The following is a 26972-nucleotide window of genomic DNA, read 5'->3' as shown; positions in this document are numbered from 1 at the left end:
CTGAGTCGTCGATTAAGGAGGTGATCCAGCCGCAGGTTCCCCTACGGCTACCTTGTTACGACTTCACCCCAGTCATGAATCACACCGTGGTAACCGTCCTCCCGAAGGTTAGACTAGCTACTTCTGGTGCAACCCACTCCCATGGTGTGACGGGCGGTGTGTACAAGGCCCGGGAACGTATTCACCGCGACATTCTGATTCGCGATTACTAGCGATTCCGACTTCACGCAGTCGAGTTGCAGACTGCGATCCGGACTACGATCGGTTTTGTGGGATTAGCTCCACCTCGCGGCTTGGCAACCCTCTGTACCGACCATTGTAGCACGTGTGTAGCCCAGGCCGTAAGGGCCATGATGACTTGACGTCATCCCCACCTTCCTCCGGTTTGTCACCGGCAGTCTCCTTAGAGTGCCCACCATAACGTGCTGGTAACTAAGGACAAGGGTTGCGCTCGTTACGGGACTTAACCCAACATCTCACGACACGAGCTGACGACAGCCATGCAGCACCTGTCTCAATGTTCCCGAAGGCACCAATCCATCTCTGGAAAGTTCATTGGATGTCAAGGCCTGGTAAGGTTCTTCGCGTTGCTTCGAATTAAACCACATGCTCCACCGCTTGTGCGGGCCCCCGTCAATTCATTTGAGTTTTAACCTTGCGGCCGTACTCCCCAGGCGGTCAACTTAATGCGTTAGCTGCGCCACTAAAGACTCAAGGTCCCCAACGGCTAGTTGACATCGTTTACGGCGTGGACTACCAGGGTATCTAATCCTGTTTGCTCCCCACGCTTTCGCACCTCAGTGTCAGTATCAGTCCAGGTGGTCGCCTTCGCCACTGGTGTTCCTTCCTATATCTACGCATTTCACCGCTACACAGGAAATTCCACCACCCTCTACCATACTCTAGCTTGTCAGTTTTGAATGCAGTTCCCAGGTTGAGCCCGGGGCTTTCACATCCAACTTAACAAACCACCTACGCGCGCTTTACGCCCAGTAATTCCGATTAACGCTTGCACCCTCTGTATTACCGCGGCTGCTGGCACAGAGTTAGCCGGTGCTTATTCTGTCGGTAACGTCAAAATTGCAGAGTATTAACCTACAACCCTTCCTCCCAACTTAAAGTGCTTTACAATCCGAAGACCTTCTTCACACACGCGGCATGGCTGGATCAGGCTTTCGCCCATTGTCCAATATTCCCCACTGCTGCCTCCCGTAGGAGTCTGGACCGTGTCTCAGTTCCAGTGTGACTGATCATCCTCTCAGACCAGTTACGGATCGTCGCCTTGGTGAGCCATTACCTCACCAACTAGCTAATCCGACCTAGGCTCATCTGATAGCGCAAGGCCCGAAGGTCCCCTGCTTTCTCCCGTAGGACGTATGCGGTATTAGCGTCCGTTTCCGGACGTTATCCCCCACTACCAGGCAGATTCCTAGGCATTACTCACCCGTCCGCCGCTCTCAAGAGAAGCAAGCTTCTCTCTACCGCTCGACTTGCATGTGTTAGGCCTGCCGCCAGCGTTCAATCTGAGCCATGATCAAACTCTTCAGTTCAAACATCTTTGGGTTTTGAGAAAACCCTAAACTTGGCTCAGCAATCGTTGGTTACATCTTTGATTTCTCGCGGAGTAACTTGTGATGCTGATAATCTGTTGACTAGCAGTCTGACTCCACAAGCACCCACACGAATTGCTTGATTCAGTTGTTAAAGAGCGGTTGGTTAAGAGCTTTCGTCTCAACCGAGGCGCGCATTCTACAGCGCCTGATGTATCTGTCAAGCGGTTATTTTAAGAAGTTTTCAAAGTTTCCTCTGCAACTTCAACCACTTGCGCTTCCGATCTCTCGTCAGCGGGAGGCGAATTCTACAGCGTTACACGCTGCTGTCAACACCTCTTTTTCACCGCTTTCGACCGAGAAGATCGAACCGTCTATCAAGCGACAACTTCCTGCCTGACCGACTCCTTCCAGGCTTCGATGATCTGAAGCTGAACACCGTCGAAAACTGCGTAACTCGTTGTTTACCAAGGAGTTTTCCGTTTCGACTGCGCCGGAAGTGGGGCGAATTATAGACTTCTGAAATCTGCCGTCAACATCTAATTTAGCTTTTCTATCAAAAAACCTGAAATCCCTCTATATATAGATGCGCGCCTGGAGAGTGCGCAGTATATTGCTCAATCGACAATCAGCTTTTTGATTTCTGCCCTGGACGATCTCTCATAATGAATGAACAACCCCGAAGCCTTGCTTCGACCTTATTCCCGGTCGGCCTGCTGTTGATAGCCATGGCGTCGATCCAATCCGGCGCCTCCCTGGCCAAAAGCATGTTTCCCATAGCCGGCGCCCAAGGCACCACCACGTTGCGACTGATCTTCGCCAGTTTGATCATGATCGCGCTGCTGCGCCCCTGGCGTGCAAAACTCACCGCGAAATCCATGCGCACCGTCATCGTCTACGGAATAGCGTTGGGCGGCATGAACCTCCTCTTCTATATGTCTCTGCGCACAGTGCCACTGGGTATTGCCGTCGCGCTGGAGTTCACAGGCCCGTTGGCAGTCGCCATCTATGCTTCGCGCCGCGCAATCGATTTTTTGTGGGTCGCTCTCGCAGCGATCGGGTTGATGCTGCTCATACCGACAGGTGCAACGACCTCAAGTATCGACCCGCTCGGCGCAGGCTACGCACTGGCGGCGGGAGTCTGCTGGGCCTTGTACATTCTTTTCGGGCAGAAGGCCGGCAATGACAACGGCGTACAGACTGCCGCGCTGGGGGTGATGATCGCCGCACTGGTTGTCACACCTTTTGGCATCGCCCATGCTGGCAGTGCCCTGCTGACGCCTTCATTGATTCCTGTGGCCATCGGTGTCGCCCTCCTCTCCACGGCCCTGCCCTACACCCTGGAAATGATTGCCCTTACCCGGTTGCCAACCCGCACGTTTGGCACGCTGATGAGTGTCGAACCGGCGTTCGGCGCACTGTCCGGCCTCCTGTTCCTTCAGGAGTACCTCACCCTGTCACAATGGATGGCGATCATGTGCATCATTTCAGCGTCGGTTGGCGCGACCCTGACCATGGGCAGCAGTGCCAAGCCCGCAATCGCGGCAGACTGACACGCAAATGATGAAACTCTGGTATTTGCCGCTCATTTAGGCCATGTTTAGCCCGCACTTAATCTCAAACATGGACTTTTCAGGATAGGGACATCAGCGACGCTTCAGCGAAAGCGATTACTGCCAGACCCGGGCACGAAGATCCGGGACGCTTTAAGGACAGCAATGAAACGTATTTTGATACTGATCGCCGTGCTTGCAATTGCAGGCTGCGCGGCGACGGCGGAAACCCACACCAAACGTGGCAAGAAAGGTTTGCATATCAACTGCTCCGGGTTGTCGTCGTCGTGGGACAAGTGCTACGCCAGTGCCGCCAACTCATGCGCGCCGAAGAGCTACAAGGTCATCGCCAAGTCAGGGGATGGCGTGGAGGAGCCCGGCGACTATCCGTTCGGTCTCAACCCTGCCGGCTACACCAGCCGCAGCATGATTGTCATCTGCAAATAAAGGCCGGTCGTCTGTCCGTTTCACCGTCTTGACGCCCGTCCGATCCCCGGCATAACGTCCGTGCATCAACGATCGTTCAGCGATGGGGTCGAGCATGGATAACAGCAAAGTCGTTCTGGTAGTGGGGGCGGGGGATGCCACGGGCGGCGCAATCGCCCGGCGATTCGCGCGGGAAGGCTTCATCGCCTGCGTGACCCGGCGCAGCGCCGACAAGCTCCAACCCTTGGTGGATGCCATCAACCTTGCCGGTGGGCAAGCCCACGGTTTTGCCTGCGATGCGCGCAAGGAAGAGGATGTGGTGGCGCTCATCGAGCAGATCGAAAGCCAGCTCGGTCCCATCGAAGCGTTCGTGTTCAATATCGGCGCCAATGTGCCATGCAGCATCCTCGAAGAGACCGCACGCAAGTACTTCAAGATCTGGGAAATGGCCTGCTTCTCCGGATTCCTCAATGCCCGTGAAGTCGCCTTGCGCATGGTCAAGCGCCAACGGGGCACGATCCTGTTTACCGGTGCGACTGCTGGTTTACGCGGAGCCGCCGGTTTCGCCGCCTTCGCAGGTGCCAAGCATGGCATCCGCGCACTGGCCCAGAGCATGGCGCGCGAGCTGGGCCCGATGAACATCCATGTGGCCCATGTGGTCGTCGATGGTGCCATCGACACCGATTTCATTCGCGACAATTTCCCCGAAAAGTACGCTACCAAGGATCAGGACGGCATCCTCGACCCTGAGCACATCGCCGACAACTATTGGTTCCTGCACAGCCAACCTCGCGACGCCTGGACTTTCGAGCTGGACCTGCGTCCCTGGAACGAACGCTGGTAAGCCTCCCCCAAACAATAACAAGGAGCGCACCGATCATGAGCAAAACCGTGGAGTTCTACTTCGACCTCGGCAGCCCTGCCACCTACCTGGCCTACACCCAGCTTCCGAAAATCTGCGCGCAGACCGACAGCCATTTGATCTACATTCCGATGCTGCTCGGCGGTGTATTCAAGGCCACGGGCAATGCATCCCCGGCAACCATTCCGGCCAAGGGTCGCTACATGTTCCAGGACCTGGACCGTTATGCCCAACGATATGGCGTACCCCTGAGATACAACCCGAACTTCCCCATCAATACCCTGATGCTGATGCGCGCCGTCACGGGCATGCAACTGCGCCATCCGCAACGTTTTCAGGCGTTCATCGAGTGCCTGTTCCACGCACTCTGGGTCGAAGCGCGTAGCCTTGACGATCCGGCGACGGTCGCCGCCGTGCTGACGCAGAACGGCTTCGACCCCACTGAAGTGCTGGCCTTGACCGCCGATGAAGAGGTCAAGACGACGCTGAAGGCCAATACCGAGCAGGCCGTGGCTCGTGGCGTGTTCGGTGCACCGAGCATGTTCGTCGATAACCAGTTGTACTTCGGCCAGGATCGCCTGGACTTCGTCATCGAAGCCTTGCGTTAGACCTCGATGACCAACCGCCCCTCGGCTGCTCCCGACTTCAGCAGCTCATGGGCGGATTCGGCATTCTCCAGCGTGAAGGTGCGCGGATCCATCAATGGCTTGAGCTCGCCCGCCTCGATCAACTGCGCCGCCTGGCGAAGAATCTGCCCGTGCTGCTCGCGCCCCACGCCAGTGAGCAGCGGCAGCAAGGTAAACACCCCGGAATACGTTGCCCCGCGAAACGACAGCGGAGCCAGTACACGCGGTGTCCCCGGCGAATCGTCGCCAATCCGCCAGGGTCAAGGCCTTTGTCGACTACATGAGCCAGGCGCTGCAGGCAGCGCCCGAATTCAAGCCGATCAGATAGCCGCCGTGCGCGTGTTCAACCACTGGAGTGCTGCACCATCGACCAGCGGGCTCAAACGCTCGCGCACCTGCGCGTGATAGTCGTTGAGCCATTGTTTTTCCTCGGCCGTCAGCAACGACGGTTCCAGGCAGCGGGTGTCGATCGGGCACAAGGTGAGGGTTTCGAACTTGAGGAACTCGCCGAACTCGCTTTTACCGGCCTCGCGGTTCATCGCCAGGTTCTCGATACGCACACCCCAGCGGCCAGGACGGTAAGTGCCCGGCTCGATGGACGTGATCATGCCTGGCTGCATGGCAGTCTGCGGCGCCGCCACGGCCTGATAGGCAATCACTTGCGGCCCTTCGTGGACGTTGAGGAAATACCCCACGCCGTGACCGGTGCCGTGACCGTAGTCGACGTTGTCCGCCCAGATTGGCGCACGGGCGATGGCGTCCAGCAGCGGCGACAGGATCCCCCGAGGAAAACGCGCGCGAGACAGGGCAATCACGCCCTTGAGGACGCGGGTGCAATCGCCCTTCTGCTCTGCGGTCGGCGTGCCGACCGGCACCATCCGCGTAATGTCTGTGGTGCCACCCAGGTATTGGCCGCCGGAGTCAATCAGCAACAGGCCGTCGCCTTCGATCACCGCATGCTCTTCTTCGGTCGCGTGGTAATGCGGCATGGCGCCATTGGCGTTGAAGGCGGCAATGGTGTTGAAGCTCAGCGACACGTAGTCCGGACGCCTGGCGCGTGCAGCGGTCAGGTGTTCGTCAATGGTCAGTTCGGTGATGCGCTCACGGCCCCAGGCCGATTCCAGCCAGGCGAAGAATTCGCACAGCGCCGCGCCATCCTGCTCCATCGCGCGGCGAATGTGCGCGGCGTCGTCCAGGCTTTTCTGCGATTTGGCCAAAGTCGTCGGGTTCAAGCCTTCGACCAGTTTCACGCCGCTGCCCAGGTTGTCCAGCAGCCCGGCCGTGACACGTGCCGGATCCACCAGCAGGCTGGCGCCATCCGGCACCGCGCGCAGGGCGTCGGCCACTTCGTTGTAGTCGCGCAGAGTGATGCCGTCCTGCTCGAGCACTGCGCGCAACTCTGCGCTGACCTTGCTCAAGGCCACGAACAGCATCGCCTGTTGCTGGCTGATGAGTGCAAAGGACACGAATACCGGGTTGAACGACACGTCGCCGCCGCGCAGGTTGAAGAGCCAGGCGATGTCGTCGAGGGTGGCGATGAAATGCCAATCGGCACCCCGCGCATTCAGTGTTTCGCGCAGGCTGGCGAGTTTCTCGCCACGGCTGACGGTCGCTTGTGGAGGAAGGTGCTGATAAATCGGCTCGTCAGGCAGTTCCGGGCGATCGCCCCAGACCTGATCGAGCAGATCAAGGTCGGTACGCAGGCGCGCGCCGCGCTCTTCGAGCTTGCCACCCAGGGTCCGCGCCGACGCCACCGCCATCACTGCACCGTCCACGGCAACCACACCGCCTTCCGGGGTTTGCTCGGCCAGCCAGTCCAGCGGGCTCGGTTGGCCCGGTTGCAGCTTGACCAGTTCAATACCGCTGCCCTTGAGTTCCTTGGTCGCCTGTTCCCAATAGCGGCTGTCGGCCCATACTCCGGCGAAATCCGGCGTGACGATCAATGTACCGACCGAACCGTGGAAGCCCGACAACCATTGCCGCCCCTGCCAGTAGCCGGGCAGGTATTCCGACAGGTGCGGGTCGGCCGACGGCACCAACAGGGCATAAATGCCCTCCCGGCTCATCAGCTCGCGGGTCTGCGCCAGGCGCTGGGGCACCGAACCGTTGATCGAAGGCTGCGTACTCATCATGTCTCCTGCTAACCACTCATTGTTGAGTGCCGGTCAGGCCGGCACTTTAGTATCACGTTGCCCAGAATGCCGGAGCACTGGCGCAGTTGGCTTTAATCAGTTGCACCGCCTGGTCGATATCCTGCTCGGTGGTGAATCGGCCCAGGCTCAAACGCACGGTACGGCTCGCCGAGCGGGCGTCATGCCCCAGGGCCAGCAGCACGTGGGAAGGCGTGTTGCTCGCGGAGTTGCAGGCCGAGGTCGCCGAAAACGCAATCGAGGTGCTCAACGCCGTGGAATTGAACTCGCCCTCGGAGAAGGTCAGGCTCAGGGTATGGGGAATGCGCTGGGTCGGGCTGCCATTGACGCTCACCCCCGGCAGGCTCGACAAGCCATCGAGCAGACGCTGGCGCAGACGCACGATGGTGGCTTTTTCTTCATCGAACACCTGCGCCGCCAGTGCGAAGGCGACGCCCATGGCGGCAATCTGATGGGTGGCCAGCGTACCGGAACGCAAACCACCTTCATGGCCCCCGCCATGGATCTGCGCCTGCAATCGCTGCTGGGCCCGCGGCCCGACATACAGCGCGCCGATGCCTTTGGGGCCGTAGAGTTTATGCGCCGAGAAGGACATCAGGTCTACCGGCAGCTTCGCCAGGTCTATTGCCACTTTCCCCGCGCCCTGAGCGGCGTCGACATGGAACAAGGCCCCACGGGCGCGTACGACTTCACCGATGGCAGCGATGTCATTGACTGTGCCCAACTCGTTATTGACCAGCATCAGCGACACCAGGAAGGTGTCCTCGCGCATCGCTTCGCTGACAGCCTGGGCCGTAATCAGGCCCTGCGCGTCCGGCACCAGGTAGGTCACGGCAACGCCGCTGTCCTGCAACTGTCTGGCCGTATCGAGAATGGCCTTGTGTTCAATCTGGCTGGTTATTATGTGACCGCCGGACACGCCTCGGGCCTGGGCCACGCCCTTGAGGGCGAGGTTGTTGGATTCGGTGGCACCGGACGTCCAGACAATCTGCGATGCCTGGGCGCCGACCAGATCAGCGACTTGCCGGCGCGCCTGCTCGACCGTTTGCCGCGCCTCGCGACCGAACGCATGGGAGCTGGACGCCGGGTTGCCGAAATTGCCGGCAAAGCCAAGACACTCGACCATCACCTGAATGACTCGCTCATCCACCGGCGTGGTGGCGGCGTAGTCGAAATACAGCGGGCGTTTATTCATAAGAGACTCGCAGAGCTTGTTCCGGGATCAGTGGCCGGGAATCTGTCCACCGGCGCGGCCTGATCGGATGCGTTGAAGAGGACGACTTCATTTGAAAGTGCGTTGGAACGCTCCTGAAGGCGAGCTTAACAGGCATCGGGCAACGGGTTGAAGCAATGCGTCAGCTAAAGCTTTCGAGCAGTAACGGATACAACGAGACCACCAGCAGCGCGGCCATGCCCCAGTTGAACAGGCGCAACCAGCGACGATCCTTGAGCACGTTGCGCAATAGCGTGCCACACGCCGCCCAGACGCCGACGCTGGGCAGGTTGATGATGGCGAAAACGGCTGCGATCACGATGACATTAGTGAAATAGCCCTGCATCGGCGTGTAAGTGCTGATGGCGCCGATGGCCATGATCCAGGCTTTGGGGTTGACCCACTGAAAGGCGGCCGCACCGAGGTAGCTGATCGGTTTTCCCTGGCCGCTCTCACTGTCGGAGACCGGCCCCGAGTGGGCGATCTTCCACGCCAGGTACAGCAAATAGGCCGCGCCGACATAACGCAAAACGGTGTAGAGCAACGGATAGGTTTGAAACACTGCCCCCAGGCCGAATCCGACCGCCACCACCAGCACAAAGAAGCCGCAGGTAATGCCTAGCATATGCGGGATAGTTCGGTTAAAGCCGAAGTTCACGCCGGATGCCAGCAACATCGTGTTGTTTGGGCCGGGCGTGATCGAGGTCACAAGAGCAAACAGGGCGAAGCCCAGCAGCAGGTCGAGCGAGAGCGTCATCGGTGGCAGTCCAGGGTCGGTCAGGTATTGACCCTATCGCACGCCTGCCGGGAAGCCCATGGACAGTTGCGTGAAAGTTCGAGCAGTACAGTGGCTCAGCTTGGACGACCATGCAATTGGACAGCACGTCCAGCGCTCATTTCACCCTGTTTGTCGTAACCGAAGGTTTTCTGGGGCTGGCCGAGCAATTCGGCTTTTTTAGCATGGTATTCGTCGAACGAAAGGCCCCGACGATTCAACGCTTCCATCGCCAGTTCCCGCGTTTCTTCGTCGGTGTAGGGACGCAGTTCCGGGGAGACATGGGTGGCGCATCCGGCGAGGACGGAGGCGGCGAGCAGCACGGCAGTGGTGAGTAGAGTTTTCATGATTGGGCGTCCTGGCATCTGGGTTCGGGGCAATGAACACAGGCTACCCGTGCCCTCCGGCCGGCAGAAATCAACGCTTTCGATAGTGGCTATCGAGTTTTTCTAATGCCCCGGTGCGCACTCATTGAATATTCTATAAAGATCTATAAATATTATTTTATAGTATTTTGCGGAATAACAATCTGGCTTTATAACAACCCCATCACCTAATCCCACTGTTGCCCACGCAACTGTTCGCCAGGCAACAGTCATTCAACAAACAGTCTTGAAACACCAACAGCGTTGCCCAGTCGTCATGCTGCAAGCCCCGGAAAACCTGGGGCCGGGTGGACTGGTACAGCTCTTGCTCAAGCCCAGTGACTACTCACTGCTCATTGAGCAACTGTTTAAAAAGGAACTGATGATGTCGCGTCCATTGAAAGTCGTCGCCCTTTCCGGCGGAACCTGGCGTCCTTCCCGCACCTTGGTGCTGACCCAGGCACTGCTGCGCGAGCTGGCCGAGCAATTGCCGATCGAAAGCACACTGATCGAGCTGGGCGACATTGCCCGACCATTGGGCGCGGCGCTGTCGCGCCAGGAACTGGAAGCCAGCGTCGAGGCCCAGTTGCACGCCATCGAGACCGCCGATCTGCTGATTGTCGCGGCGCCGGTCTATCGGGGTTCTTACCCTGGCCTGCTCAAGCACCTGTTCGATCTGATCGACCTCAATGCACTGGTCAACACGCCGGTGCTGCTCGCCGCCACGGGAGGCAGCGAGCGCCATGCGCTGGTGCTCGATCACCAGTTGCGTCCGCTGTTCAGTTTCTTCCAGGCCCTGACCCTGCCGATTGGTGTCTACGCCACCGAAGCCGATTTCGCCAATTACCAAATAACCAGTGAGCCCTTGAAGGCCCGCATTCGCCTTGCTGCTGAGCGCGCTGCGCCGTTGTTCGGCGTGCACCCCAACAATCTGCTGAAAATCGCATAAGGATCTGTTCATGGATGTTTTCTGGTTTCTGCCGACCCACGGCGATGGCCATTACCTGGGCACCACCCAGGGCGCACGCCCGGTCACCCTCAATTATCTGAAACAAGTGGCTCAGGCCGCCGACAGCCTCGGCTACCACGGCGTGCTGATCCCCACCGGGCGCTCCTGCGAGGATTCTTGGGTGATCGCCTCAGCCCTGGTGCCGTTGACCGAACGCCTGCGTTACCTGGTGGCGATCCGACCGGGGATCATTTCACCGACCGTGTCGGCGCGCATGGCGGCGACGCTGGATCGCCTGTCGGGCGGCCGTTTGCTGATCAACGTGGTCACCGGCGGTGACCCTGACGAAAACCGGGGCGACGGGATTTTCCTGGATCACAGCGAACGCTACGAAGTCACCGACGAATTCCTCAGGATCTGGCGCCGCGTGCTGCAAGGCGAAGCGGTGGATTTCGAGGGCAAGCATTTGCAAGTGCAGAACGCCAAAGCACTGTATCCGCCCGTGCAGAAGCCCTACCCGCCGCTGTATTTCGGTGGTTCGTCCGACGCCGCCCACGACCTGGCGGCCGAACAGGTCGATGTCTACCTGACCTGGGGTGAACCGCCGACCGCCGTGGCACAGAAGCTCGCCGATGTGCGTGAGCGAGCGGCGCGTCACGGGCGCACGGTGAAGTTCGGCATTCGCTTGCACGTGATTGTCCGCGAGACCGCCGCAGAAGCCTGGAAGGCCGCGGACAAACTGATCGAACACATCAGCGACGAAACCATCGCGGCGGCGCAGAAGTCGTTTTCGCGTTTCGACTCCGAAGGCCAGCGGCGCATGGCCGCCCTGCATGATGGCCGGCGAGACAACCTGGAAATCTCGCCCAACCTGTGGGCCGGCGTCGGCCTGGTGCGCGGTGGCGCCGGGACGGCGCTGGTGGGCGACCCGCAACAAGTGGCGGCCCGCATCAAGGAATACGCCGACCTGGGGATCGAGAGCTTCATCTTCTCTGGCTACCCGCACCTTGAAGAAGCCTATCGCTTTGCCGAACTGGTCTTCCCATTGTTGCCCGAACCCTACGCGAGCCTGGCTGGGCGCGGGGTCACCAACCTCACCGGGCCGTTTGGCGAAATGATCGCCAATGATGTTTTGCCTGCCAAAGCCACTGCCTGACGGACGCCTGACCTGTAGGAGCGAGCACGCTCGCGATGGAAGATCAGGCACCTTGGGGTGTCAGGCCGCCAGCGTCATCGTTGACGACCATCGCGAGCATGCTCGCTCCTACAGGAACGTGCATTGTCTTCAAAGAGGAACCCCGCGTGACCGCCAAGCCGCAAAGCGCTCTGATTTCCCCCCTGCAAACCGCCCGCCGCCTGGCCGCCGAGTTTGCCCTGACGGCTGTCGAGCGCGATGAGCGTGGTGGCACGCCGAAAGCCGAACGCGACGCCTTGCGCGACAGCGGCCTGCTGGCCCTGAGCATTCCCACCCAGTACGGCGGCCTCGGCGCGAGCTGGAGTGAAACCCTGACCATCGTGCGTGAGTTCGCCAAGGTCGACAGTTCGATTGCCCACGTCTTCGGTTTCCACCACCTGATGCTCGCCACCGTGCGCCTGTTCTCGCGGCCCGAACAATGGCAGCCCTGGTTTGAACAGACGGCACGCAAGAACTGGTTCTGGGGTAACGCCCTCAACCCACTGGACACCCGTACCGTGGTCAAGGACCTCGGCGGCTGGCGCGAGTTTTCCGGCAAGAAAAGCTTCTGCTCCGGCGCCAGCGATTCACAGATGCTGATCGCCTCGGCGGTGGATGAAAACGCTGGCGGCAAGCTCTTGATCGCGGCCATCCCCAGCGGCCGCAGCGGCATCACCCTGCACAACGACTGGAACAACATGGGCCAGCGCCAGACCGACAGCGGCAGCGCATCGTTCGAACGGGTGCGGGTCGAGGAATCGGAACTGTTGCTGGACCCGGGCCCGTTGAGCACGCCATTTGCCTGCCTGCGGCCGTTAATCGCACAACTGACATTTACCCATATGTTTCTCGGCATCGCCGAAGGCGCCTTCGCGGAAGCGCGCCAATACACCCTCACCGAAACCCGTGCGTGGCACAAATCCAATACCCAGGATGTGCGACAGGACCCTTACGTGCTGGGCCATTACGGCGAGTTCTGGGTAGCGCTCGAGGGCGTTCGCTTGCTGGTGGAGCGCGCCACTGACCTGCTCGACAAAGCCTGGGCGAAAGGGCCCGCCCTCAGCGCAGAAGAACGTGGACACCTGGCCACGGCCATCGCCACGGCCAAGGTCGCCGCCACCCGCAACGGCCTGGAACTGTGCAGCCGGCTGTTCGAAGTCACCGGCGCCCGCTCGACCCACGCCTCGCTGCGCCTGGACCGCCACTGGCGCAATTTGCGCACGCAAACCCTGCATGACCCGGTGGATTACAAACTCCACGAACTGGGCGACTGGGCGCTCAACCAGGCCCTGCCGATTCCGACTTTCTATTCATAAATTGCCTACATGGAGCGTGCCCCCATGCAACTGCTGACCTTACCACCCTCGCCCGCTCTGGCCACCTCGATCCGTGCCACGGCCCAAGTCTTCGAAGACCCTAAATCCCAGGCACTGCTGGCGCATCTGCAACAAGTCGCCCCCAGTGAAGCCAGCGTGTTGATCATCGGCGAAACCGGCACCGGCAAGGAACTGGTAGCACGGCATATCCACAACCTCAGCGCCCGACGCAACCGTCCGTTCGTGGCGGTCAACTGCGGCGCGTTTTCCGAGTCCCTGGTCGAGGCCGAGCTGTTCGGCCACGAGAAAGGCGCCTTCACCGGAGCCTTGAGCGCCAAGGCCGGCTGGTTTGAAGAAGCCGACGGCGGCACGTTGTTCCTGGACGAAATCGGCGATTTGCCGATGGCGATCCAGGTCAAGTTGCTGCGGGTATTGCAGGAGCGCGAGGTGGTACGCCTGGGTTCACGCAAGAGCATCCCGATCAACGTGCGCGTACTGGCGGCGACCAACGTGCAGCTGGAAAAAGCCATCAACGCCGGACATTTCCGTGAAGACCTGTATTACCGCCTCGACGTGGTCAGCCTGGAGTTGAGCCCGCTGCGCGACCGTCCGGGCGACATCCTGCCGCTGACCCGGCACTTCGTCGACGCCTACAGCCAGCGCCTGGGCTACGGCACCATCACCATCAGCAAGGAAGCCGAGCTGAAACTGCGCAGCTACAGTTGGCCAGGCAACATCCGCGAACTGGAAAACGTGATTCACCACACCCTGCTGATCTGCCGTAACGGCGTGATCGAACGGGATGACCTGCGCCTGTCGCACATGCGCATCGAGCGTCAGGATGATGGCCAAGGTCACCCTCACGATTCACCGGAGGCCCTGCTCGAACGGGCTTTTCAGAAACTCTTCGAGGTACAGGCCGGTGCCCTGCACGAAAAAGTCGAGGACGCCTTGCTGCGAGCCGCCTACCGTTTCAGCCACTACAACCAGGTGCACACCGCTGCACTTCTGGGCCTGAGCCGCAACGTCACACGCACCCGCCTGATCAAAATTGGCGAATTGGCGGTGAACAAACGTCGGCCGACGGAAAACGTTCAGGGTGAGCGGTTGATGCACCTGTCGATTTAGCCCACCAGGTTGCAGTGCAGCGCGTCGTCCTGGCTACGTTCCAGGCTGTGCAACACCTGGAACGAGCCGAACGTCACGGTTTTTGCCTGATGCGCGCGAATCAGTTGCCAGAAATCCTCCTCGCCGCTTTCAAAACTCTGGAACGCGGCTTCTCCCGCTTCACGCGTTTGCCATTGCAGGTAACTGAGCACACGCCGGCCGTCCTCGCTGGCCTGAATACTCGCACTCAGAAAACCGCTGTAGCCCTGGGCCAGGCGTTCAGTCTGGCTAGAGAGCGCCGACACCAGCGCCGGTTGCTGATGGGGTTCGATCTCAAATTCGATCAACTGGGTGAAGCTGCGATTTTTCTCTGGTGCTTGCATGAAGATTCCCCACTGACGTGTAAGCCGAATCTTGCGATCCGAAGGCCTGCAGGGTAAAACCTCTAGTTAAGTCGAGGTCAAGAGGCAATTTCGATGCTCACCCCAGAACAGGCGCACAAGGAACTCACTGTCGGTCAACTCGCCGCGCGCAGTGGTGTTGCGGTTACGGCGCTGCATTTTTATGAGTCCAAGGGGCTGATCAGGAGCAACCGCAACCAGGGCAACCAACGCCGTTATCCCCGAGAAGTGCTGCGCCGGGTAGCGCTGATCAAGGTGGCGCAGCGCCTGGGCATTCCCTTGGCGGAAATAGGCACGGCGTTGAAATCGCTGCCTGACAACCGAGCACCGACGGCGGCGGACTGGCAGGTGTTGTCTGCGCAGTGGAGCCGGGAGCTGGATGAGCGGATCAACCAACTGGCCCTGCTGCGCGACAAGCTCAATGGCTGTATCGGGTGTGGGTGTTTGTCGATGGAGGCGTGTCCGTTGCGCAATTTGGGTGATGTGTTGGGGGAGCGTGGAGTTGGGGCGCAGCTCCTGGAATCGGGGGTTGATCCTGAATAGGGGGCGGCCATCGCGGGCAAGCCCGCTCCTACAGTGGATAGATCCCCTGTAGGAGCGGGCTTGCCCGCGATAGCGTCAGATCAGACAACGAAGATCAGAACCCCGGCGCAATCTGTCCCTTGTACCGGGTCAGGATGAACTGCCGCACTTCATCGGAATTCAGCGCCTTGGCCAGTTTCTGCAAACCCGGGTCGTTGATGTTGTCCGGTCGGGCCACGAGGAATTCGATGTACAGGCTCTTGCCCTTCTCGACAATCAACGCGCTGTTGGTGTCGATCCCGGCTTCCAGCGCGTAGTTGGCGAAAACGAACGCCAGGTCCACCTGGCTGACCGAGCGCGCCAGCAATGCACCTTCCAGTTCACGGATTTTCAGGTGCTTGGGGTTTTCGATGATGTCGCGCTGGGTCGCCAGCGTATTGCTCGGGTCCTTGAGTTTGATCAAGCCGGCTTCGTGCAACAGCACCAGGGCACGGCCGGTGTTCACCGGGTCGTTGGGGATCGAGACGCTGGCGCCATCCTTGAGCTCGGCGATGTTCTTGATTCTGGTCGAATAGGCGCCAAACGGCTCTATGTGTACACCGACCACGGGCACCAGGTCGGTATGCCGGGTCTTGTTGTAGTCATCGAGGAACGGCCGGTACTGGTAGTAGTTGGCGTCGAGGTTCTTCAACGCCAACTGCTGGTTGGGCTGGATGAAGTCGGTGAACACCTTGATGTTCAAGTCCACGCCTTCCTTGGCCAGGGTCGGTTTGACGAACTCGAGGATCTCGGCGTGGGGCACCGGGGTTGCACCGACGGTGAGTTTTTCGTTGGCGTGAACGCCGAGCGACACAAGGGCAGCCAGAATGGCCAGGGTCTTTTTCATGTTGCACTCCTAGGCAGATAAGGTGGCCGTCGTGGGGTGGACGTGGGGCCTGATTGTTTTCATTAAGGTTGTTGAAACCAAGCCATCGCCTCTTCAGCGTCGGCTGTAGCGCGCCACCAGGCGGTCACCGGTCATCTGCAGGGCCTGGACCAGGATCAACAGGAGCACCACGGTGACCACCATCACGTCTGTCTGAAAGCGTTGATAGCCGTAGCGGATTGCCAGGTCGCCCAGGCCACCGCCCCCGATCACCCCGGCCATCGCCGTGTAGTCCACCAGCACGATGGCGGTGACGGTGACCGCCGCGAGCAACCCGCCCCGGGCTTCCGGCAACAGGGTGTGACGGATGATCTGCCAGGTACTGCCGCCCATGGCCTGGGTGGCCTCCACCACGCCGCGATCGACTTCGCGCAACGCGGTTTCCACCAGCCGCGCGAAGAACGGCGTGCAGCCAACCACCAACGGCGGAATGGTCCCCGGTACACCCAGCGAAGTGCCCACCAGCAGCGTCGTCAGGGGAATCAGCACAATCAACAAAATGATGAAGGGCAGCGAGCGCAGCATGTTCACCAGCACCGACAGCACCCGATACACACCCAGCGCTTCGTGCAACTGACGCTTGCCGGTAAGGAACAGCACCACGCCCAGCGGCAACCCCAGCAGCACGGTAAAACCGAGGGCGGCACCGAGCATGGTCAAGGTGTCGAGGCAGGCCTGGCCGATGTCCGCCCAATAAATGTTCTTGAACAGTTCGCCCATGATCACGACCAGTCGTGGCGCGGCGGTTTCACGCCATTGAGCAGCCAGTTGCCGACCACGTGGTACTTCCAGCGCACCGGATCGTGCAAGGTGTGGACCCGGGCATTGCGCCAGTGACGATCGAAGTTGTGCTTTTTCAGGGTGGAGCGTGTGCCGCCAAGCTCGAACAGTTTGTTACTGGCCTCGATGGCGATTTCCGTGGTCAGCACCTTGGCCCTGGCGACGGCGAGGGACGCCTGGGCCACATTGTCTTCATCGGGTGCCGACCGCGCGGCATCCAGCGCCCAACCGGCACGCTCCAGCAAGGCTTCGGCGGCCTCCAGGCGGATATCCAATGCGCCGACCTGAATGATGGTCAGCGGGTCTTCGCTGGCTTTGTCGACGCCCGCATCGATCCACGGACGGGCGAACTCGCGCACAAAGGCAAGGGTATCCCGCAACGCCGCACGGGCGATGCCGGCGTCGATGGCAGCGGTGGTCAATTGCGCGAACGGGCCGGCCAGGGTCGGGCTCTCGTAGGAGCGGTAAGTGGGGAACACGTTGAACGCCGGGACGTGAAGGTCTTCGGCCAGCACCGTGCCGCTGGAGGTGGTGCGCTGGCCGATGCTGTCCCAATCATCGACGATCACCAGCCCCGGCGTACCTCGCGGCACAAATGACAGCTGGCCCTTCTGCTCTTCATCCAATGCCAACACCGCCAGCCAGTGCGCGTAGAGCGATCCAGTGCAGTAGCCCTTGCGTCCATTGATGACGTGACCGTCTCCATACCGGCGGATGGTGGCCTGAATGTCCTGCACGTTCTTGCCACCGGTCTCCGACAGGGCGTTGGCAAAGCGGTGGCCTTGCAACGCCAGCCCAAAGAAATGCGCCTGCTGCTCCGGAGTGCCCTGCAGGCGGATGTCTTCGAGCAGGCAATAATGGTTTTGCGGAATCTGCCCCAGGGACGGATCGGCCGCCGAGATGATCGCGATGACTTGCGCCAGCACCGCGTAGGACACCTGCGCACCGCCAAACACCCTGGGCACGCTGATGGCCCACAAGCCGCTGTTGGAGTACAGGTCGACGACCTCGGCTGGCACTTGCCGGGTACGGTCGCGTTCGGCGTCCTGCTCCAATAGTACGGCGGCGACGCGCTCGGCCACACGCAGGGCTTCGGCCTCATCGGCGATGCGGTGGGCGGCAGGCGGGTTGATCGGATAAACGGCAGATTCAGGCATGGGTGTCTCTCGGTACCGGTGTTTACCGAGGACATTGCAGCTTCTGTGCCTGACGGCCGAAGCCCGTGTTGGCGGGTGGTTGAGGCGATATCGAAGAGTTTGAACAGGCACCCGCCGAACATTCTGTTGCTTCACTGTTGATGGCCGAACAGTGGCGCTGCGGTTGGTCGGGGGCTCCCTGGTCGCCAGGCCGGTTGACCTATAGTCAACCGGCGACGCAACACCTTACCGACAACAACAGGGAGACGGACATGAACGTCAAACCCATTCCAGACGGATATCCCGGCATTACGCCGTACCTGGGCATCCAAAAAGCCGCCGAAGCCATCGATTTCTACAAAAAAGCCTTCGGTGCCGTCGAAATCATGCGCCTGGCCATGCCGGATGGCGGCGTTGGCCACGCCGAGCTGCGCATCGGCCATTGTCCGATCATGCTCGGTACGCCGTGTGATCAAGGACCGTTGAGTAATCCGGACGCCTCGCCGTCCGTAGGGCTGCATCTGTATGTCGACGACGTCGACGCCTCTTTCAAGCAGGCGATTGCGGCAGGCGGCACGCTGGTGTCCGAGGTCAAGGATCAGTTCTATGGCGATCGGTCCGGCACGCTGAAGGATCCGTTCGGGCATTTGTGGTTTTTGGCCACGCGCAAGGAGGACTTGAGTCAGGAGGAGATTGAGCAGCGGGCCAGGGAGATGTTTGAGCAGGGGTGATTCCATAGGTTTTATTCATCACACCTCACCATTGTGGGAGCAAGCCCGCTCCCACAATTTTTGCCATTTTCCAGAATAAGAAACATTTACTTTCATATTTGCTTCGGGGTTTTGAATTCTCATCCGTCTTATATAGATGTAGTCGGCTCGCGTAGGCAAAAGCCACGACCGCACTTTTCATGGACCTCACGCTGGGAAGCCCGCAGCAGGGGCCCTCTCATCTCATACAAGACCTCCACCATGTCGAAGAAATCCCGTTCAAAACTCTGGTTTCTGGTCCATAGCTGGCTGGCCCTGCCGATTTGGTTTTTCGTACTGATCGTCTGTGTCACCGGTACATTGGCTGTGGTCAGCCAGGAAATCGTCTGGCTGGCCAACCCCGAAATGAGGGCGACTCAGCCAACGGACGATGCGCCGCTACTGACGTATGACCAGATTCTCGCCGAAATGAAGAAGGCCGAGCCGAACACGCTGGTGCAGTCCATCAGCCGGCCGGACGAGTCGCATTTTGCCCTCGATGCCCGCGTCACCTACCCCGACGGTCGCAGCGTGACGGTCTACGTCAATCCGTACAGCGGGGTGATCCAGGGCGTCGCGCCGGAGTTCAACTTCCAGGCCTTTACCCGCGCCCTGCATGGCTGGTGGCTGGTGCCGTTCACCAATGGCTACAGCTGGGGCTGGTACCTGGTGTCCTTCCTCGGATTGCCGATGCTGGTGTCGTTGATCACCGGGCTGGTGGTGTACAAGAAGTTCTGGAAAGGTTTCCTGCGTCCGACCCTGCGCCTGCGCCACGGCGCACGGATTTTCTGGGGGGACTTCCACCGTCTGAGCGGCATCTGGTCCATCTGGTTCATCGCGACCATTTCCGTGACCGGTACCTGGTTCATGATCGAAGCGTTCCTTTACGACAACCAGATCTCGATTTCCACCGCTCCGGTCGCGCCGGTGGTGCCACGTGAAAGCGTGCCGCTCACCACCAATGGCTCGCCAGCGCCGATGATCAGCCTGGAATCGGCGATCCAGGAGGTCAAGGAACGCATTCCCGGCCTCGACGACAGCTTTGTCCAACTGCCCGCCAATGCCTACAGCTACCTGTCCGTGGGGGGCCGCAGCTGGTACCCGCTAATTTATCAGACCGCCGAGGTCAATCCGTATACCGGCGATGTCGCCGTGACCCGCCTGCTGTCCGACCGCTCGGGCCTGGAACTGGTGACCGAGTCGATGCGGCCGCTGCACACCGGTGATTTCGGTGGGCTGTGGATCAAGCTGATCTGGTTCTTCTTCGGCCTGCTGCTGAGCATGATGGTCCTCAGCGGCCTGCTGATCTGGACCAAACGTACCGCACTGGCCACCGCCAACGCTCTCAAGCGCGAGAAAAAACGCCCACGCAACCTCGAGGTCGCCCCGGTGGCTGGCCATAGCACCCCGGGGGTGAGCCAATGAGCCTGTTTACCGCTGAAAAACCGGGCTCCGCACTCAGCCGTTTCTGGCACAAGTGGCGCTTCCACATCAACGTTCTGCTGCTGCTGATACCGCTGGGTTTCATGCCCAAGTATTTTTCCGAAGTTGCGTTGTTTCGCGGTGACACCGGCCTGGGCGAGCGCGAAGTCGGTGAAGTGCAGGTCGGCCCATGGAGTCTGCGATTGGCCGAGTTTCGCAACGAAGCACCGCGCCCCGATCCAGCCGGCTACATGAAGGCTTTCAACGCCGCGCTGTGCGACAGCTGCCGCGACCAGGTCAAGGCCACTTACCTGCGCATCGGCAAACCGCGCAGCCTGCGCGCCGCCGGGGTGATTTTCTTCGGCGCGCCCTATCGCATGGGCGCCATGTTGCCCATCCCGGAAAAGACCAAGGCCACTGACGAACTGTGGATCACGATGGAAGGTTGGGACGGTTCGATGCACCAGGCATCCGTCCCTCTGAGCCAGGCATCCCCGGCCACCATTGCGTGGCTGAACAAACAAGGAGGCAAACCATGATCAACGCCATTCGCCCATTCCACGTCGCCCTGCTGGTGCTGTGCGCCGGTTTCAGCGCCAGCGCCCTGGCACACAACCCGATGTGTGAGTGCAAGGCCATCGACGCCGAGCAGATCCAGTGTACCGGCGGTTTCTCCGACGGCAGCGGCGCTCCAGGTGTAACCCTGGATGTGATCGGCTATGACGAAACGATCCTGGTGCCGGGCAAGCTCGGTGAAGACTCGAAACTGACCTTCAAGAAACCAGGCGCCGAGTTCTATGTGTTGTTCGACGCAGGTCCCGGTCACGTCGTCGAGATCGACCAAGCGGACATCCAGGCACCATGAGCACACCCACCACGCAAATCGTGCGCCCGGCCGGGGCCGGTCATGAAACCCTCAATGTGCTGCTGTTGTGCCTGCTGATCCTGGCGGTTGCCGGTTCCGTGGTTGCCTGGCGCCACGAGTCCCAGGACACCACCCGCATCAGCAATCATCAACTGGATGCCCGCCGCGACCTCAGCGCGTCCGAACAAGGCATCTACGCCGATCTGCGAGTCACGCTGGACGAAATCCGCCTGCTGCAACAGGAACAGCAAACCGTGCCAACGCCTGAAACCCTCGCCGACGAGGGTTTTGCGCCGTTCGCACAGGACGCCAGCTCCATCAGCCGGGGTGGCCATGCCTGGCAACTGCTCAACGCCAACGCGTACTTCGGGCACAGCCAGTCGCCCGCTGTGGCGGGCTCGTTTCTGATGCGCCTGAACGCGAACGAAGACGGCCCCGACATCTGGCTCAACCGAGCCGCCGACCTCAAGGCGCCCGCCGACCTGACTGACGCCGCGCTGCAAAGCGCCGGCTGGCAGCAGATCGTCGCGCAATTCGACGCCGGCGTAACGCGCCAGCATCGGCACTGACCCCTCGCCTTTCATCGAGAGAAGACCGCTTTCCCATGCCTATTTCATCTCAACGCTCTTTCTGGCGCCTGCTGCTGGTCGGCCTGTTCGCCTGCCTGCTGACACCCTTGGCCTGCGCCGACGAAGCCAAGCGCCTGCGCATCGGCATCACCCTGCACCCTTATTACAGCTACGTGGCCAACATCGTCGGCGACAAGGCCGAGGTGGTGCCGTTGATCCCGGCCGGTTTCAACCCGCATGCCTACGAACCCCGCGCCGAAGACATCAAGCGCATCAGTGGGCTGGACGTGATCGTGCTGAACGGCGTCGGCCACGACGACTTCGCCGACCGCATGATCGCCGCCAGCGAAACACCCAACGTGGCCGTGATCGAAGCCAATGAAAACGTGCCATTGCTGGCTGCCACCGGGGTTGCCGCTCGCGGCGCCGGTAAAGTGGTCAACCCACACACCTTCCTGTCGATAAGCGCCTCGATTGCCCAGGTCAATAACATTGCCCGCGAACTGGGAAAACTCGACCCGGCCAACGCCAAAACCTACACCCAGAACGCCCGTGCCTACGGCAAACGCCTGCGTCAGATGCGCGCCGATGCCCTGGCCAAGCTGACCGAGGCACCCAACGCCGAACTGCGGGTGGCTACCGTGCACGCGGCGTATGACTACCTGCTGCGTGAGTTCGGCCTGGAGGTCACCGCCGTGGTCGAACCGGCACACGGTATCGAGCCGAGCCCGAGCCAGCTGAAAAAGACCATCGACCAACTGCGTGAGCTGGACGTCAAGGTGATCTTCTCGGAGATGGATTTCCCGTCCACCTACGTCGACACCATCCAGCGCGAATCAGGGGTGAAACTTTATCCGCTGTCTCACATTTCCTACGGCGAATACACCGCCGACAAGTACGAAAAGGAAATGACCGGCAACCTCAACACCGTGGTTCGGGCCATTCAGGAGTCTGGCGCATGACCGCTCAGGAACCCCTCAACCTGCATTGCAGCGGCCCGACCCTGGACTTTGCCGAGATCGGCCTGGTCCTGGGCCGCACCACCATCCTCGACAAGGTCACGTTCCAGGTGCCGCCCGGCAGCGTGCATGCGCTGGTCGGCCCCAACGGCGGCGGCAAGAGTTCGCTGATCAAGACCCTGCTCGGGCAAATGCCCCACCAGGGCCGCCTGAGCCTGCAATGGCCCGGCGATCCCGGCACCATCGGCTATGTCCCCCAGGCATTGGAGTTTGATCGTGGCTTGCCAATGACCGTCGATGATTTCATGGCCGCGATGTGCCAGCGCCGCCCGGCGTTCCTCGGGCTGAGCAAGCACTATGCGACGGCCATTGGCGAGGCGCTGGAGCGTGTCGGCATGCAAGACAAGCGCAAACGCCGCATGGGCGCGTTGTCCGGCGGCGAGCGCCAGCGCGTGTTGCTGGCGCAGGGACTTATCCCGGCGCCACAATTGCTGGTACTGGACGAACCGATGTCGGCCCTCGATGAGGCCGGCATCCAGGTATTCGAGCGGCTGCTGGGCGACTGGCGCCAGAGCGGCATTACCGTGCTGTGGATCGAGCACGACCTGGAGGCGGTCGGGCGACTGGCCGATCGTGTCACCGGCCTCAATCGTCGGGTGCTGTTCGATGCCACGCCGAAGCAGGCGCTGACACCGGAAACCCTGATGACCCTGTTCTCGACCCATCCACGGAGCGCTGCCTGATGAGTTACGAAGCCTTTCGCTTGATGGTTCAGGGCTGGGCGTCTTCGGGTTATCTACCGGAAGCACTGGCTTATGGGTTCGTGGTCAACGCGTTGCTTGCCGGTTTGCTGATCGGTCCGGTACTGGGCGGCCTCGGGACGCTGGTGGTGGTCAAGCGCTTTGCGTTTTTCTCCGAAGCCGTAGGGCACGCAGCGCTGACCGGCGTGGCCATTGGCATCCTGCTCGGCGAACCCTACACCGGGCCGTATGGCAGCCTGTTCGGTTACTGCCTGCTGTTCGGCATCCTGCTCAATTACCTGCGCAACCGCACGGGCCTGGCGCCAGACACCTTGATCGGCGTGTTTCTGTCGGTGTCGCTGGCGCTGGGCGCGAGCCTGCTGCTGATACTGGCTGGCAAGATCAACGTGCACATCCTGGAAAACGTGCTGTTCGGCTCGGTGCTGACGGTCAACGGCAATGACCTGCTGGTGTTGGCCATCGTCGGCTCGCTGGTGATGGCACTGGCACTGCCGCTGTACAACCGCATCATGCTCGCCAGCTTCAACCCGCAACTCGCAGCGGTACGCGGCGTGGCGGTGAAGGCCCTGGATTACCTGTTCGTGATCCTGGTGACGCTGATCACCGTGGCCGCGGTGAAAGTCATCGGCGCCATTCTGGTGGGCGCGCTGCTGGTGATTCCAGCCGCCGCAGCACGACTGCTGAGCCAATCACTGAAGGGCTTTTTCTGGTGTTCGGTGCTGATCGCCACCGTCAGTACCCTCTGCGGGATTCTCGCGCCGATTGTCTTCGACCTGCCGATCCCGTCCGGTGCGGCAATCATTCTGATGGCCGGTATCGCCTTCGCCCTCGCCGCCATCGCGCGCGGCGTCGTCCCCAGCCTGAAAGGGAATCTTGGATAAATGTCATTTTCTCTGCGTCAACTGACCCTGGCCGTTGCCCTCTGCGGGCTGGCCAACACTGCCTTCGCGGTAGACAGCGCCAGGCCGCTGCACGTGCTGGCGTCCTTGCCCATCACTTACGGCCTGGGCGAAGCCTTGCTCAAAGGCACCCACGTCAAGCTTGAACGGGCCGCGCCAGCCAACTTGCCTGGCAGCCGCCAGAACGCTTATTTCACCGGGCGCGGCGCGCCGGCGCTGGCCAAACAGGCGAGCGACGCCGACGCGGTGATCGGCTTGCGTTCGTTGTGGGCGGACGACTCGCTTTATCCGATTGCACGACGCAGCAACATCCGCATCGTCGAAGTCGACGCCGCCCGCCCAGTGGATGGCGCCCTGCCCGGCATCGCGGTACAGCCTGGCAACAAGGTCGATGGCCTGAACAGCCAGCCATGGTTTTCCAGCAACAACATGGGGCGCATGGCGGATGTCATGGCAGCCGACCTGGTGCGCCTGGCACCCGCCGACAAGCCAACCATAGAGGCCAACCTGGCGGCGCTCAAGCAACGCTTGCTCAAGTTCAGCGCCGACAGCGAGGCACGGCTGGCCAGTGCCGACAACCTGAGCGTAATGAGCCTCAGCGATCACTTCGGCTACCTGATCGGCAGCCTGAACCTGGAACTGATCGGCGTTGACCCCCGCCCAGACGCCGACTGGACGCCCGAGGCGCTGAAGCAATTGACGGCGACGCTCAAGGACAATGACGTGGCCGTGGTCATGCACCACCGCCAGCCGTCCGACGCGGTGAAGACGGCAATTGCCGAGTCCGGTAGCCGGTTGGTTGTGTTGAGTGTGGACGGCGCGGATCCGGTGGCTGAGCTGGAGGGGAATGTGGATTTGGTGATCAAGGGGTTGAGTGGGGTTTGAGGTAGGCCCTGTAGGAGCGAGCTTGCTCCGGGCGGCGTTCCGACGATGGCGGCTTTGCGGTGTACATATCCATTCCTTTGGTAACGGCGGCTAATGGTTCCGCTCTTACAGCGGGTCACTTTGCCCCCTGTAGGAGCGGGCTTGCCCGCGATGGCGGCTTTACGGGTGTACCTATCCATTTCTGCGGTAACGGCCACTTAAGGTTCCGCCCTTACGGCGGGTCACTTTGGAAAGGCCTGCGCGGCCCGGCGCAAAGTAACCAAAACGCCATGCCCCTTTCGTTCGGTGCCTCGCCTAGGCTCGGCATGCCCTCGAGGGGGCGGGCACCGCGTAACGGCACGCCGAGGCGGCCTACCGGCCGGCCTATCCTTTGAAGCGACGCACTCACCTGTAGGAGCGAGCATGCTCGCGATGGTGGTTCGGGCGCCGCGGGAATTCAGACAGCCCGCGTCATCGTTGACGACCATCGCGGGCAAGTCGAATCGTCGCACCGCCGCTCCCACAGTGTTTTATGCAAACCCGAGACTTGTGTTTAATTGATGTGACGAAATATCGGATGCTTCCTACTGCCCTTTGTAGGCAAACTCCGAATCTTGCTGTTGGGCACTTTGATGCCTTGTTGCGCGTTTCTTTGGCGGGATAGTCTCGGATCGTCGCTGAGCATTCAGCGATCGGGCTTGGAAACCCGTCATACCGAAGCGCACCTAGCAACCCTCAGAATGCATCCGTTTTACGCGTGCGTTCTGGTTTGATGGCGGCTGTGCGCGGGACGCCCTCTGGCGTGCCGGTTCCTCGGTTCCCGGTTTTCCAACCTGCGTACAGCTGCCACCCCTTCGCTTGGAAACGAACATGGCAGCTCCTTAACCCGAGGAGTAAATACAGTGAAAGCAACAAAATCATCAAGCTCCGCCGAACTCAAAACCATCGGCCTCACCCCCCTCATCTACTGCACCGACAATCCACTCTTCCGCGTCTCTCGCAACGTCCCGCTCGTTGACGCATTGTCCATGGCTTCCGATTTCCTGTTCCTGGCCAAAGGCCTGACCGAGGACGCCGCCTACACCCGCGATTCCGACCGACACGCCTGGGCCGCGCATTATCTGACGCAGATGGGCAAGGCGTTGGTGGATGATGTGGTGAAGGTGTTGGAGCCTGCGCCAGAGCGGACACAGAAATAACACTGTCCCCTGTAGGAGCGAGCTTGCTCGCGATGGTGGATCACGCACCGCGGGGTGTCAGACAGCCCGCGTCATCGTTGACGACCATCGCGAGCATGCTCGCTCCTACAGGGACAGCGCCAACCCAACCAAACCACAAGGCCGAGCGTTAGCTCGCCTTGCAGGCTTTTGATCCACCCGCCCCTTCTGGAAGGCTGAGTGGAGGCATTCATCCGGGGAGTGGGCGCGCAGCGCCGTGCGGCGCAGCCGCACACATCGAGAGGAGGTGCAGCGCAGCAAACCGGAGGCGATGTCCCCGGATGGATGCCGGAGCGAAGGGATCCCGAGCCTCAGCGAGGGGCCGTACGCTGGGGCGAGCGTTTTTTGCTTACTTTTTTCTGGGCCGGCATTCCGGGCGCTTGTAAAAAAGTGAGTCGCCGTAAGGGCGAAACCATAAGCGGCCATTACCGCAGCAACGGATATGTACACCGTCAGGCCGCCATCGTCGGAACGCCGCCCGGAGCAAGCTCGCTCCTACAGGGGCCAAAGTGACCCGCTGTAAGAGCGAAACCATAAGCGGCCGTTACCGCAGCAATGGATATGCCTCCATCAGCAGGCCCACCAAAAGAGTTTTAGTGCGCCACCGCCGCCTGCTCTTCCATCTTCTTGCGCAGGCTCAACGGCCGCATGTCCGTCCAGGTTTCTTCGATGTAGGCCAGGCATTCCTTTTTCAGGCCGCTCTTGCCCACGGTGCGCCAGCCTTCGGGTACGGCTTTGTAATCGGGCCAGATAGAGTATTGCTCTTCGTGGTTGACCACCACCTGGAAGAGGATGTCCTCGCGGTCGAATACTGAAGTCATGGTGTCTCTCCATCGC

28 protein-coding genes, 1 rRNA gene and 2 pseudogenes are annotated in these 26972 nt (G+C 60.7%); 20 read left to right on the top strand and 11 right to left on the bottom strand.

The features are described from left to right. Positions 1-13: 13 nt before the first annotated feature. Positions 14-1550 (bottom strand): 16S ribosomal RNA (locus AB4N64_RS04145). A 665-nt stretch (positions 1551-2215) separates the two neighbouring features. Here AB4N64_RS04145 and rhtA point away from each other — a divergent pair. The 4 genes from rhtA to AB4N64_RS04125 all read left to right on the top strand — a co-directional run bounded on the left by rhtA (position 2216) and on the right by AB4N64_RS04125 (position 4999). Further along, complete coding sequence (gene rhtA, locus AB4N64_RS04140) at positions 2216-3103, top strand: threonine/homoserine exporter RhtA (protein WP_460122221.1); 888 nt, start codon at positions 2216-2218, stop codon at positions 3101-3103. Positions 3104-3268: 165 nt separating this feature from the next. Further along, positions 3269-3550, top strand: coding sequence for a hypothetical protein (locus AB4N64_RS04135; protein ID WP_460122219.1), 282 nt, complete (start codon positions 3269-3271; stop codon positions 3548-3550). Positions 3551-3644: 94 nt separating this feature from the next. Further along, positions 3645-4373, top strand: coding sequence for an SDR family oxidoreductase (locus AB4N64_RS04130; protein ID WP_460122217.1), 729 nt, complete (start codon positions 3645-3647; stop codon positions 4371-4373). Between the two features lie 35 nt (positions 4374-4408). Further along, positions 4409-4999, top strand: a complete 591-nt coding sequence (locus AB4N64_RS04125; RefSeq protein WP_460122215.1) for a 2-hydroxychromene-2-carboxylate isomerase — start codon at positions 4409-4411, stop codon at positions 4997-4999. Here the strand turns inward: AB4N64_RS04125 and AB4N64_RS04120 are convergent. Continuing rightward, positions 4996-5235: pseudogene (locus AB4N64_RS04120) on the bottom strand (zinc-binding dehydrogenase); the annotation flags it as partial. The gene AB4N64_RS04125 and the pseudogene AB4N64_RS04120 sit on opposite strands and share 4 nt — an antisense overlap. On the opposite strand from AB4N64_RS04120, the pseudogene AB4N64_RS04115 reads away from it, so the two are divergent. After that, a pseudogene (locus tag AB4N64_RS04115) lies at positions 5232-5345 on the top strand (LysR family transcriptional regulator); the annotation flags it as partial. The pseudogenes AB4N64_RS04120 and AB4N64_RS04115 overlap by 4 nt on opposite strands. Here AB4N64_RS04115 and AB4N64_RS04110 read toward each other — a convergent pair. The 4 genes from AB4N64_RS04110 to AB4N64_RS04095 all read right to left on the bottom strand — a co-directional run bounded on the left by AB4N64_RS04110 (position 5338) and on the right by AB4N64_RS04095 (position 9502). Beyond that, positions 5338-7146, bottom strand: a complete 1809-nt coding sequence (locus AB4N64_RS04110; RefSeq protein WP_460122213.1) for an aminopeptidase P family protein — start codon at positions 7144-7146, stop codon at positions 5338-5340. The pseudogene AB4N64_RS04115 and the gene AB4N64_RS04110 sit on opposite strands and share 8 nt — an antisense overlap. Positions 7147-7201: 55 nt before the next feature. Then, the gene (locus tag AB4N64_RS04105; RefSeq protein WP_460122211.1) at positions 7202-8362 is read right to left on the bottom strand and encodes a cysteine desulfurase family protein; all 1161 of its coding nucleotides are present in this window, start codon (positions 8360-8362) and stop codon (positions 7202-7204) included. 160 nt (positions 8363-8522) lie between these two features. Beyond that, positions 8523-9137, bottom strand: a complete 615-nt coding sequence (locus AB4N64_RS04100) for a LysE family translocator (protein WP_460122210.1) — start codon at positions 9135-9137, stop codon at positions 8523-8525. Positions 9138-9232: 95 nt separating this feature from the next. Continuing rightward, a complete protein-coding gene (locus AB4N64_RS04095) occupies positions 9233-9502 on the bottom strand; it encodes a hypothetical protein (protein WP_460122208.1) in 270 nt (89 codons plus the stop codon). Between the two features lie 403 nt (positions 9503-9905). On the opposite strand from AB4N64_RS04095, the gene msuE reads away from it, so the two are divergent. From msuE to AB4N64_RS04075, 4 genes are all read left to right on the top strand, one after another. After that, the gene (gene msuE / locus AB4N64_RS04090) at positions 9906-10469 is read left to right on the top strand and encodes an FMN reductase (protein WP_460126592.1); all 564 of its coding nucleotides are present in this window, start codon (positions 9906-9908) and stop codon (positions 10467-10469) included. Positions 10470-10479: 10 nt separating this feature from the next. After that, entirely contained in the window at positions 10480-11625 is a 1146-nt protein-coding gene (ssuD, locus tag AB4N64_RS04085; RefSeq protein WP_460122207.1) for an FMNH2-dependent alkanesulfonate monooxygenase, read from the top strand. Positions 11626-11771: 146 nt separating this feature from the next. Beyond that, positions 11772-12959 carry an acyl-CoA dehydrogenase family protein gene (locus tag AB4N64_RS04080; protein ID WP_460122205.1) on the top strand — a complete coding sequence of 396 codons (1188 nt, stop codon included), beginning with the start codon at positions 11772-11774 and terminating at the stop codon, positions 12957-12959. Positions 12960-12983: 24 nt separating this feature from the next. Beyond that, positions 12984-14087: a sigma-54 interaction domain-containing protein gene (locus AB4N64_RS04075; protein ID WP_460122203.1), complete on the top strand. Its 1104-nt coding sequence runs from the start codon at positions 12984-12986 to the stop codon at positions 14085-14087. Here AB4N64_RS04075 and AB4N64_RS04070 read toward each other — a convergent pair. After that, a complete protein-coding gene (locus tag AB4N64_RS04070; RefSeq protein ID WP_460122200.1) occupies positions 14084-14449 on the bottom strand; it encodes an antibiotic biosynthesis monooxygenase in 366 nt (121 codons plus the stop codon). The genes AB4N64_RS04075 and AB4N64_RS04070 overlap by 4 nt on opposite strands. Positions 14450-14542: 93 nt before the next feature. Here AB4N64_RS04070 and soxR point away from each other — a divergent pair, with 93 nt between their 5' ends. Then, entirely contained in the window at positions 14543-15010 is a 468-nt protein-coding gene (gene soxR / locus AB4N64_RS04065) for a redox-sensitive transcriptional activator SoxR (protein WP_460122198.1), read from the top strand. A 94-nt stretch (positions 15011-15104) separates the two neighbouring features. Here the strand turns inward: soxR and AB4N64_RS04060 are convergent, their stop codons facing one another. The 3 genes from AB4N64_RS04060 to AB4N64_RS04050 form a co-directional block, all read right to left on the bottom strand. Beyond that, the gene (locus tag AB4N64_RS04060) at positions 15105-15875 is read right to left on the bottom strand and encodes a MetQ/NlpA family ABC transporter substrate-binding protein (protein WP_460122196.1); all 771 of its coding nucleotides are present in this window, start codon (positions 15873-15875) and stop codon (positions 15105-15107) included. A gap of 93 nt (positions 15876-15968) precedes the next feature. Beyond that, on the bottom strand, positions 15969-16634 hold the full coding sequence (locus AB4N64_RS04055) for a methionine ABC transporter permease (protein WP_460122194.1): 666 nt from the start codon (positions 16632-16634) through the stop codon (positions 15969-15971). 2 nt (positions 16635-16636) lie between these two features. After that, a complete protein-coding gene (locus tag AB4N64_RS04050; protein ID WP_460122193.1) occupies positions 16637-17851 on the bottom strand; it encodes an SfnB family sulfur acquisition oxidoreductase in 1215 nt (404 codons plus the stop codon). A 251-nt stretch (positions 17852-18102) separates the two neighbouring features. Here AB4N64_RS04050 and AB4N64_RS04045 point away from each other — a divergent pair, with 251 nt between their 5' ends. From AB4N64_RS04045 to AB4N64_RS04000, 10 genes are all read left to right on the top strand, one after another. Further along, the gene (locus tag AB4N64_RS04045) at positions 18103-18561 is read left to right on the top strand and encodes a VOC family protein (RefSeq protein WP_460122191.1); all 459 of its coding nucleotides are present in this window, start codon (positions 18103-18105) and stop codon (positions 18559-18561) included. A gap of 240 nt (positions 18562-18801) precedes the next feature. After that, a complete protein-coding gene (locus tag AB4N64_RS04040; protein ID WP_460122190.1) occupies positions 18802-20004 on the top strand; it encodes a PepSY-associated TM helix domain-containing protein in 1203 nt (400 codons plus the stop codon). After that, complete coding sequence (locus AB4N64_RS04035; protein ID WP_460122188.1) at positions 20001-20540, top strand: thiamine pyrophosphate-binding protein; 540 nt, start codon at positions 20001-20003, stop codon at positions 20538-20540. The genes AB4N64_RS04040 and AB4N64_RS04035 overlap by 4 nt, the downstream gene beginning before the upstream one ends. Continuing rightward, positions 20537-20866 carry a hypothetical protein gene (locus tag AB4N64_RS04030; RefSeq protein WP_460122186.1) on the top strand — a complete coding sequence of 110 codons (330 nt, stop codon included), beginning with the start codon at positions 20537-20539 and terminating at the stop codon, positions 20864-20866. The genes AB4N64_RS04035 and AB4N64_RS04030 overlap by 4 nt, the downstream gene beginning before the upstream one ends. After that, positions 20863-21435 carry a DUF6162 family protein gene (locus tag AB4N64_RS04025; RefSeq protein WP_460122184.1) on the top strand — a complete coding sequence of 191 codons (573 nt, stop codon included), beginning with the start codon at positions 20863-20865 and terminating at the stop codon, positions 21433-21435. The genes AB4N64_RS04030 and AB4N64_RS04025 overlap by 4 nt, the downstream gene beginning before the upstream one ends. A 35-nt stretch (positions 21436-21470) precedes the next feature. Further along, the gene (locus AB4N64_RS04020) at positions 21471-22397 is read left to right on the top strand and encodes a metal ABC transporter substrate-binding protein (protein WP_460122182.1); all 927 of its coding nucleotides are present in this window, start codon (positions 21471-21473) and stop codon (positions 22395-22397) included. Next, positions 22394-23137 carry a metal ABC transporter ATP-binding protein gene (locus tag AB4N64_RS04015; protein ID WP_460122180.1) on the top strand — a complete coding sequence of 248 codons (744 nt, stop codon included), beginning with the start codon at positions 22394-22396 and terminating at the stop codon, positions 23135-23137. Before AB4N64_RS04020 ends, AB4N64_RS04015 begins: the two co-directional genes overlap by 4 nt. Next, entirely contained in the window at positions 23137-24036 is a 900-nt protein-coding gene (locus AB4N64_RS04010) for a metal ABC transporter permease (protein WP_442098991.1), read from the top strand. Before AB4N64_RS04015 ends, AB4N64_RS04010 begins: the two co-directional genes overlap by 1 nt. Further along, entirely contained in the window at positions 24037-24939 is a 903-nt protein-coding gene (locus tag AB4N64_RS04005) for a metal ABC transporter substrate-binding protein (RefSeq protein ID WP_460122178.1), read from the top strand. A gap of 881 nt (positions 24940-25820) precedes the next feature. Next, positions 25821-26117: a DUF3077 domain-containing protein gene (locus AB4N64_RS04000; RefSeq protein WP_460122176.1), complete on the top strand. Its 297-nt coding sequence runs from the start codon at positions 25821-25823 to the stop codon at positions 26115-26117. Positions 26118-26728: 611 nt separating this feature from the next. Here the strand turns inward: AB4N64_RS04000 and AB4N64_RS03995 are convergent. Beyond that, positions 26729-26956: an MbtH family protein gene (locus AB4N64_RS03995; protein WP_008033724.1), complete on the bottom strand. Its 228-nt coding sequence runs from the start codon at positions 26954-26956 to the stop codon at positions 26729-26731. Positions 26957-26972 lie beyond the last annotated feature (16 nt).

This window comes from Pseudomonas sp. S2_C03 (assembly GCF_054668405.1).
This window is presented reverse-complemented; position numbering and strand designations above follow the sequence as displayed.

Excerpts from the sequence above, each read along its gene's own strand:
- rhtA (WP_460122221.1), top strand. The coding sequence starts at position 2,216 with ATGAATGAACAACCCCGAAGCCTTGCTTCGACCTTATTCCCGGTCGGC.
- AB4N64_RS04135 (WP_460122219.1), top strand. The coding sequence starts at position 3,269 with ATGAAACGTATTTTGATACTGATCGCCGTGCTTGCAATTGCAGGCTGC.
- AB4N64_RS04130 (WP_460122217.1), top strand. The coding sequence starts at position 3,645 with ATGGATAACAGCAAAGTCGTTCTGGTAGTGGGGGCGGGGGATGCCACG.
- AB4N64_RS04125 (WP_460122215.1), top strand. The coding sequence starts at position 4,409 with ATGAGCAAAACCGTGGAGTTCTACTTCGACCTCGGCAGCCCTGCCACC.
- AB4N64_RS04110 (WP_460122213.1), bottom strand. The coding sequence starts at position 7,146 with ATGAGTACGCAGCCTTCGATCAACGGTTCGGTGCCCCAGCGCCTGGCG.
- AB4N64_RS04105 (WP_460122211.1), bottom strand. The coding sequence starts at position 8,362 with ATGAATAAACGCCCGCTGTATTTCGACTACGCCGCCACCACGCCGGTG.
- AB4N64_RS04100 (WP_460122210.1), bottom strand. The coding sequence starts at position 9,137 with ATGACGCTCTCGCTCGACCTGCTGCTGGGCTTCGCCCTGTTTGCTCTT.
- AB4N64_RS04095 (WP_460122208.1), bottom strand. The coding sequence starts at position 9,502 with ATGAAAACTCTACTCACCACTGCCGTGCTGCTCGCCGCCTCCGTCCTC.
- msuE (WP_460126592.1), top strand. The coding sequence starts at position 9,906 with ATGTCGCGTCCATTGAAAGTCGTCGCCCTTTCCGGCGGAACCTGGCGT.
- ssuD (WP_460122207.1), top strand. The coding sequence starts at position 10,480 with ATGGATGTTTTCTGGTTTCTGCCGACCCACGGCGATGGCCATTACCTG.
- AB4N64_RS04075 (WP_460122203.1), top strand. The coding sequence starts at position 12,984 with ATGCAACTGCTGACCTTACCACCCTCGCCCGCTCTGGCCACCTCGATC.
- AB4N64_RS04070 (WP_460122200.1), bottom strand. The coding sequence starts at position 14,449 with ATGCAAGCACCAGAGAAAAATCGCAGCTTCACCCAGTTGATCGAATTT.
- soxR (WP_460122198.1), top strand. The coding sequence starts at position 14,543 with ATGCTCACCCCAGAACAGGCGCACAAGGAACTCACTGTCGGTCAACTC.
- AB4N64_RS04060 (WP_460122196.1), bottom strand. The coding sequence starts at position 15,875 with ATGAAAAAGACCCTGGCCATTCTGGCTGCCCTTGTGTCGCTCGGCGTT.
- AB4N64_RS04055 (WP_460122194.1), bottom strand. The coding sequence starts at position 16,634 with ATGGGCGAACTGTTCAAGAACATTTATTGGGCGGACATCGGCCAGGCC.
- AB4N64_RS04050 (WP_460122193.1), bottom strand. The coding sequence starts at position 17,851 with ATGCCTGAATCTGCCGTTTATCCGATCAACCCGCCTGCCGCCCACCGC.
- AB4N64_RS04045 (WP_460122191.1), top strand. The coding sequence starts at position 18,103 with ATGAACGTCAAACCCATTCCAGACGGATATCCCGGCATTACGCCGTAC.
- AB4N64_RS04040 (WP_460122190.1), top strand. The coding sequence starts at position 18,802 with ATGTCGAAGAAATCCCGTTCAAAACTCTGGTTTCTGGTCCATAGCTGG.
- AB4N64_RS04035 (WP_460122188.1), top strand. The coding sequence starts at position 20,001 with ATGAGCCTGTTTACCGCTGAAAAACCGGGCTCCGCACTCAGCCGTTTC.
- AB4N64_RS04030 (WP_460122186.1), top strand. The coding sequence starts at position 20,537 with ATGATCAACGCCATTCGCCCATTCCACGTCGCCCTGCTGGTGCTGTGC.
- AB4N64_RS04025 (WP_460122184.1), top strand. The coding sequence starts at position 20,863 with ATGAGCACACCCACCACGCAAATCGTGCGCCCGGCCGGGGCCGGTCAT.
- AB4N64_RS04020 (WP_460122182.1), top strand. The coding sequence starts at position 21,471 with ATGCCTATTTCATCTCAACGCTCTTTCTGGCGCCTGCTGCTGGTCGGC.
- AB4N64_RS04015 (WP_460122180.1), top strand. The coding sequence starts at position 22,394 with ATGACCGCTCAGGAACCCCTCAACCTGCATTGCAGCGGCCCGACCCTG.
- AB4N64_RS04010 (WP_442098991.1), top strand. The coding sequence starts at position 23,137 with ATGAGTTACGAAGCCTTTCGCTTGATGGTTCAGGGCTGGGCGTCTTCG.
- AB4N64_RS04005 (WP_460122178.1), top strand. The coding sequence starts at position 24,037 with ATGTCATTTTCTCTGCGTCAACTGACCCTGGCCGTTGCCCTCTGCGGG.
- AB4N64_RS03995 (WP_008033724.1), bottom strand. The coding sequence starts at position 26,956 with ATGACTTCAGTATTCGACCGCGAGGACATCCTCTTCCAGGTGGTGGTC.